This window comes from Ruminococcus sp. OM04-4AA, from assembly GCF_003462585.1.
GTDB lineage: Bacteria > Bacillota > Clostridia > Lachnospirales > Lachnospiraceae > Mediterraneibacter > Mediterraneibacter faecis.
Window position 1 is genome coordinate 1 of the sequence record NZ_QTZH01000085.1, and the last position, 6,733, is coordinate 6,733.

Consider the following 6,733-nt stretch of genomic DNA (forward strand, 5'->3'; position numbering starts at 1 on the left):
CAGATAAGGACACGACCTTTGAGGAATACACGACCATTGAATTATTGTCGGTGTCTATGCTGATTGTGATTAGTACCTTTGCCCTTGATTTTATCCATTCGGACAGAAGCATTTTTAAGATTGTCGATTTGGACGAGGCGTGGGCATTCTTAAACGTGGCACAAGGCGAAACTTTATCAAATAAGCTGGTTCGTGCTGGGCGAGCTATGCAGGCAGGCGTTTATTTCGTTACACAATCTTCTGGGGACGTGGCAAAGGAAAGTCTGAAAAACAATATCGGCTTGAAGTTCGCTTTCCGTTCTACTGACATCAACGAGATAAAACAGACCTTAGAATTTTTCGGTATCGACAAGGACGACGAAAACAACCAGAAACGCTTGCGTAATTTGGAGAACGGACAATGCTTATTGCAGGACTTATACGGGCGTGTCGGTGTAGTGCAGATACACCCAGTTTTTGAAGAACTGCTACACGCCTTTGATACCAGACCGCCCGTGCAGAGAAATGAGGTGGAGTGATGAAAGAAAGGATAAAAGGTGCGTTCACAAAAAGGAAGATACTTCACTTTCTCAAAATGGCTCTGTTCGTGGTGGCACTCTCCCTTATCCTGCTTTCACTTCTGGGGACGGTGGCTCATGCGACGGGGCTTGTGGACGATACCATAAACGCAGAAAATCTTTACTCAAAATATCCCCTTTCCAACTACCAGCTTGATTTTTATGTGGATAATAGCTGGTCGTGGCTTCCGTGGAACTGGCTGGACGGAATTGGAAAATCGGTGCAGTACGGACTTTACTGCATTACCAACTTTGTCTGGACGATAAGCCTTTATTTAAGCAATGCCACAGGGTATGTGGTGCAGGAAGCCTATAAGCTGGACTTCATCAACGATATGGCAGACAGTATTGGAAAAAGCATACAGACCCTTGCAGGTGTAACACAGAACGGTTTTTCCAGTTCTGGCTTCTATGTTGGTTTTCTGCTTCTCATTATCTTAGTGGTAGGACTTTATGTTGCATATACGGGACTTATCAAACGGGAAACCAGCAAAGCACTTCATACTGTTATCAACTTTGTTGTGGTATTTGTGTTGTCCGCTTCGTTTATTGCCTATGCTCCCGATTACATCAAAAAGATAAATGAATTTTCATCAGACATCAGTACCGCTTCACTTGATTTGGGAACAAAAATCATGCTCCCCAACTCTGACAGCGAGGGCAAGGACAGCGTGGACTTGATACGGGACAGCCTATTTTCTATTCAAGTGGAACAACCGTGGCTCTTGCTTCAATTCGGTAACAGCAACGCAGAGGAAATCGGGACAGACCGTGTAGAAGCTCTTGTATCGGCAAGCCCAGAGGACGAGGACGGGAAAACCAGAGAGGAAGTCGTGAAAACAGAAATCGAGGGCAACGACAACAACAATCTGACGATACCGCAGGTCGTGAACCGTTTAGGTATGGTGTTCTTCCTACTGTTCTTCAACTTAGGGATAACAATATTTGTATTCTTGCTTACGGGCATGATGTTGTTTAGCCAGATACTTTTTATTATCTTTGCAATGTTTTTACCTATCAGCTTTTTACTTTCCATGATACCGAGTTATGAAAGCATGGCAAAGCAGGCAATCGTAAGGGTGTTTAATACCATAATGACACGGGCAGGAATAACGCTCATTGTAACGGTGGCGTTCAGCATTTCCAGTATGTTTTATAACATATCTACGGACTATCCGTTTTTCATGGTGGCGTTCTTGCAGATAGTGTGTTTCGCTGGTATCTACATGAAGCTGGGCGACTTAATGAGTATGTTCTCTTTAAACGCTAACGACAGTCAAAGCATGGGACGAAGAATTTTCCGCAGACCATATCTATACTTGGCACATAGGGCTAGACGTATGGAAAGACGGCTTGCTGGTGCGGTTACTGCTGGCGGTGTCGCTGGTGCGGTGGCAGGTAGCACGATTTCAAACAGAAAACCGACAAGGAACACAGCTACAAAAGACAGTCGGGGCAATACCACTTCCAGCATGGGACAGCGTGCAGGCTCAAAGGTGGGTGCTGTCTTAGATACGAAAAATAAAGTGAAAGACAAGGCAAATGCTGTCAAAGAAAATATCAAGGATATGCCGACACAGACCGCTTATGCGGTGTATTCCGCAAAAGAAAAGGCAAAGTCCAGCGTGTCTGACTTCAAGCGTGGCATGGTGCAGGAACAGCAGTCCAGACAGTCGGGACGTTTGGAAAAGCAGGAACAGCATAGACAGAATATCGCTGACAAGCGTATGGAGCTTCAAAAGGCACAAGAAGCAAGGCAGGCACAGCGAAAGGCTGACGGATCAGCGACAACGGGAGCTACCCGTCCCCATGAGCGACCAGCCACAGCTTCAAGCGTTTCAAAGACGGGTGCTGAAAAAATGCAGGAAGTCAAACGTCCTGCCACAGCGACCACTTCAAAGATAAGTGAGCCAGTCAAAGCAAATGTTATCAAAGAGCGTCCGCTATCTTCTGGTGCTTCTGATAGAAAAGCGACCCAACCTGCACAGCCAGTACATAGGCAGAATGTAGAAAAAGTGGTATCGCAGGAAACACGCCAGAATGACACGAAAGACCGCAGGACAAAGGTTCAGCAGACGCAAACCGTCCAAAAGAACCAGCAGACCAAAGAGAAAAACCGAAGCCTTGTAACAAAGAAAGGACAGAAGAAAAAATGAAACTGAAACATATCGCTCTCATTGGCAGTCTGTTTCCTATCCTATTTTCTCTGGTGCTTTTCTTTGGGGTGTTGATTAGTGCGGACAGCGACGACGAGAACAGCAACTTTTCTTCTGGCATTACGGGTATGAACTTATCCGCAGAAGTTTTGAAACATCAGCCTATGGTGGAAAAATACGCCAGAGAATACGGCATTTCCGAGTATGTCAATGTGCTATTGGCTATCATTCAAGTAGAAAGTGGCGGTACGGCAGAAGATGTTATGCAGAGTTCAGAAAGTCTGGGACTACCGCCCAACTCTTTAGATACGGAAAGCTCAATCAAGCAGGGGTGTAAATATTTTGCGTCCCTGCTTTCTTCCTGCAAAAATCAAGGTATCGACGATTTGAATGTAGCGATACAGTCTTATAACTATGGCGGTGGCTATGTGGGATATGTGGCAGGAAAAGGGAAAAAACACACCTTTAACCTTGCAGAGAGCTTCGCTCGTGAGAAGTCGGGTGGAAAGAAAGTAACCTACACCAACCCGATAGCTGTTGCAAAGAACGGGGGCTGGCGATATGGCTATGGAAATATGTTCTATGTGGAATTAGTCAATCAGTATTTAACTGTTCCGCAGGTATCGGGAGAGCTGGCACAAAAGGTAATGAATGAAGCGTTAAAATATCAAGGCTGGAAATATGTGTATGGCGGTAGCAATCCTAACACTTCTTTTGACTGTTCGGGGCTGACGCAATGGTGCTATGGAAAAGCTGGTATCTCCTTACCGAGAACAGCACAAGCACAGTATGACGCTACCCAACATCTTCCACTCTCGCAGGCAAAGGCTGGGGACTTGGTGTTTTTCCATTCTACCTATAACGCTGGTACTTATGTAACGCACGTTGCAATTTATGTAGGAAATAACCAGATGTACCATGCAGGAAATCCGATAGGATATGCAGACCTAAGTAGTAGTTACTGGCAACAGCACTTAATCGGTGCAGGACGAGTAAAACAATAGAAAGGACTTGAAAAATATGTTTAAGAAGAATAAGAAACAGACAGAAAATGTCAAAGAAAAAAAGGTGCGTACTGTCAAGGTAGGCACACATAAGAAAACCGTGATTGCGTTGTGGGTGGTGCTTATCGCAAGCGTGAGCTTTGGGGTGTATAAGAATTTTACTGCTATCGACCAGCACACGACCCATGAAAAAGAAATCATTGAACTTCGCTTGCAGGACACCAACGGGATAGAAAATTTCGTGAAGAACTTTGCGAAGTCCTATTACACATGGAATAACAGCAAAGAAGCGATTGAAGCAAGAACGCAGGCAATCAACGGTTATCTGACAAAGGAATTGCAGGACTTGAATGTGGATACCATTAGAACCGATATACCGACCAGTTCCACGGTTACAGATGTGATTGTGTGGAATATCGAACAGTTGGGAACGGACACTTTTTCTGCCACCTACGAAGTAGATCAGCAGATAAAAGAGGGAGAACAGACAAGCAATGTGAAAGCAACCTATACCGTAAAAGTCCATGTGGACGCTGACGGGGATATGGTAATCGTTCAGAACCCTACCCTTGCACCAGCAATCGAAAAATCAGACTATGAGCCTAAGACACCAGAAGCAGATGCAAGTGTAGACGCTGATACTGTAAACGACGCTACCGCATTTCTGGAAACATTCTTTAAGCTGTACCCAACAGCCACAGAAAAAGAGCTTGCCTACTATGTATCTGATAATGTACTTGAACCTATCGGCAGGGACTACCTTTATTCTGAATTGGTAAACCCTATCTTTACAAAGGACGGGGACAATGTGAAAGTCAAGGTAGCGGTAAAATTTCTTGATAATCAGACAAAGGCGACGCAGGTATCACAGTATGAGCTTGTACTACATAAGGATAGTAACTGGAAGATTGTAGGATAATAAAACATGGAAAGTTTGCTTGACATTCTTTGCTCGCAGTAGTATCATAAGATTAGAAAAGGAAAGTGAACTTTCCATTCGTTCAAGAAAGGGGTATGTTGTGAAAAATCGTTTAGAAGAATTACGAAAACAAAGAGGTATTAAACAAGAAGATTTAGCGACTGCTCTTGAAGTATCTCGTCAAACAATAGGCTCTTTAGAAAATGGACGCTACAATCCCTCTATTATGTTAGCCTTTAAAATTGCAAGGTACTTTCAAATGAGCATTGAAGAAATTTTTATTTATGAGGAGGAAAGTAAATGAAGCATAAGATACAAAAAGTAGAATTATTTGTCGGTGTAATAATTCTTTTAGGTGGTTTACTAACTTATGGTTTAGGAGTACATCAACTATTACCTGTACCTCGTCCAGATTTGGTTGTCTATGGTACAACACTTATTGGAATAATATTGATTTTAATGGGGTGTGATATATTCAGTAAGCCGACAAAGGAAATGCAAATATTAGAAAATGATGAAAGAAATATCGCAATTACTAATGCTTCTCTTGCGAATGCTTATAAAGTAACACTTACATTATTGGTTCTTGTATTATTTGCTCTTATCTTTATGGGATATATGAGTAAAGTTGTATTTTTTTCGATAGTAGGAGTTATTGCTATCGGACAAATCACATGGGTTATAACAGCTCGTTATTTAGATAAGAAAATGTAGTCTTTTGAAAGGTGGAATTAACAATGAAGAAAAAATTACCATTTATCATTGAATTTATTATAGGCATAATCTTTATATGTTTGGGATGTTTCGTTATTGATACTGACTATTACTCTACACTTTTTTGCGCAATGGGGTTCGGATTAGCTTTTGCTTCTGGTGTTCAATTATTGAAAATTTGTTATTATGAAATGCCAAAAAATAAAGAAAAATTGGAAAATATAAATAGAGAAAATCACATCAATAATGTTGATGAAAGAAAAGTATTTTTAAGAATGAAAGCTGGTTCTTTAGTGTATCAGATAATGACCTTCGTGTACTTGTTTGTTGCGTTTGTATTTGCGTTACTTCATATTGAAGCTTGGATTATAGGAGTTATCTTTGGGTTATTCCTACTGCAAACATTTTTAGGGATTGTTCTGTATAAACATTTTGAAAAACATTTTTAAAACATTCGCTAAATTATGATGAGGTAATACTATGATAGGACTTAAAAGACGAGATATTAAAAAAGCCTTGAAAGCAGGAGCAAAAGCTGGCGGTGTATCATTGGCTGATGTTCGGGCAGATATTGAAGCAACGATTGATGAAGCTATGAACAGTAACGACCCAGAAGTGCAGGCAAATTTTAAAAAGTATTTTGGAAATAAACGCCCTACACCAGAAGAATATATTTACAAGATTACCAAAAAGACAAAAGTGTAATACAAAACAAGTGCTGTAAGGGGGATTGTATTATGGAACATTTTAAGCGAAATTCTATACAATCATTCACTACCTAATAGCATTTTATTAAAAACTGAATATCTTACAGCTTTAATAGCTCGTATAAAACTATATGTTTTGTGCGGGCTTTTTTCATACCCGAAAAAATTAAATTTTTTTCAAAATAGGTCATTAAATCACACCTTTCATTCCCTATATGGTGCGGAAAGAGGGATAAACACTTTTCAAATCATAGAGGAAAGGGGGTGAGATTGATGAAACCGTCTGACTTCCAGAAAACAGTTCAATGTCGCTTTGAAAGTTGTTTGAAGAAAGTTGTCCGTCATGTTGTAAAGGACTACCAGCAAGGATTGAAACGACGAAAAGATAAAGAAATTCCATTTTGTGAACTTCCAGAAATTTTCGTTGAAAATTTTGCTGTGTGGGACGATTACGAAACAGATTATACAATCTTTTCAGTATGTGGCATTGATATTCGTGTCCTTGATGATGAGCTGGCAGAAGCCTTGAAGAAACTTCCAGAAAGAAAGAGAAATACTTTGTTAATGGTAAGCGTCCAATAAGAGGGTGTATCGAAATTTCTGGCTGTTGCATGTAAACTATTGATTAGAGTTTTGGGAGTTGACTCTGAAAACTCTAAATCTAATCTAAGGAGCA

General features: G+C 41.0%; 9 protein-coding genes. All 9 read left to right on the forward strand.

All coding sequences use genetic code 11. The features are described 5' to 3' along the window. Positions 1-518, forward strand: a 518-nt coding sequence (locus tag DXB52_RS14530) for an ATP-binding protein (protein WP_181989225.1), incomplete at its 5' end; no start/stop codon positions are given. Further along, positions 518-2,713, forward strand: a complete 2,196-nt coding sequence (locus tag DXB52_RS14535) for a CD3337/EF1877 family mobilome membrane protein (RefSeq protein WP_118107916.1) — start codon at positions 518-520, stop codon at positions 2,711-2,713. The genes DXB52_RS14530 and DXB52_RS14535, both read left to right, overlap by 1 nt. Continuing rightward, the gene (locus tag DXB52_RS14540) at positions 2,710-3,717 is read left to right on the forward strand and encodes a bifunctional lytic transglycosylase/C40 family peptidase (RefSeq protein ID WP_118107918.1); all 1,008 of its coding nucleotides are present in this window, start codon (positions 2,710-2,712) and stop codon (positions 3,715-3,717) included. Before DXB52_RS14535 ends, DXB52_RS14540 begins: the two co-directional genes overlap by 4 nt. A gap of 16 nt (positions 3,718-3,733) precedes the next feature. Next, positions 3,734-4,636: a conjugal transfer protein gene (locus DXB52_RS14545; protein ID WP_118107920.1), complete on the forward strand. Its 903-nt coding sequence runs from the start codon at positions 3,734-3,736 to the stop codon at positions 4,634-4,636. Between the two features lie 100 nt (positions 4,637-4,736). Continuing rightward, positions 4,737-4,940: a helix-turn-helix transcriptional regulator gene (locus DXB52_RS14550; protein WP_039930565.1), complete on the forward strand. Its 204-nt coding sequence runs from the start codon at positions 4,737-4,739 to the stop codon at positions 4,938-4,940. Then, positions 4,937-5,350: a hypothetical protein gene (locus DXB52_RS14555; RefSeq protein WP_117553096.1), complete on the forward strand. Its 414-nt coding sequence runs from the start codon at positions 4,937-4,939 to the stop codon at positions 5,348-5,350. Before DXB52_RS14550 ends, DXB52_RS14555 begins: the two co-directional genes overlap by 4 nt. A 23-nt stretch (positions 5,351-5,373) precedes the next feature. After that, positions 5,374-5,799 (forward strand): hypothetical protein, encoded by a 426-nt coding sequence (locus DXB52_RS14565; RefSeq protein ID WP_117688242.1) that lies wholly within the window; start codon positions 5,374-5,376, stop codon positions 5,797-5,799. 31 nt (positions 5,800-5,830) lie between these two features. Next, on the forward strand, positions 5,831-6,055 hold the full coding sequence (locus DXB52_RS14570; protein ID WP_117553094.1) for a hypothetical protein: 225 nt from the start codon (positions 5,831-5,833) through the stop codon (positions 6,053-6,055). A 275-nt stretch (positions 6,056-6,330) separates the two neighbouring features. Next, on the forward strand, positions 6,331-6,639 hold the full coding sequence (locus tag DXB52_RS14575) for a hypothetical protein (RefSeq protein ID WP_472520398.1): 309 nt from the start codon (positions 6,331-6,333) through the stop codon (positions 6,637-6,639). Positions 6,640-6,733 lie beyond the last annotated feature (94 nt).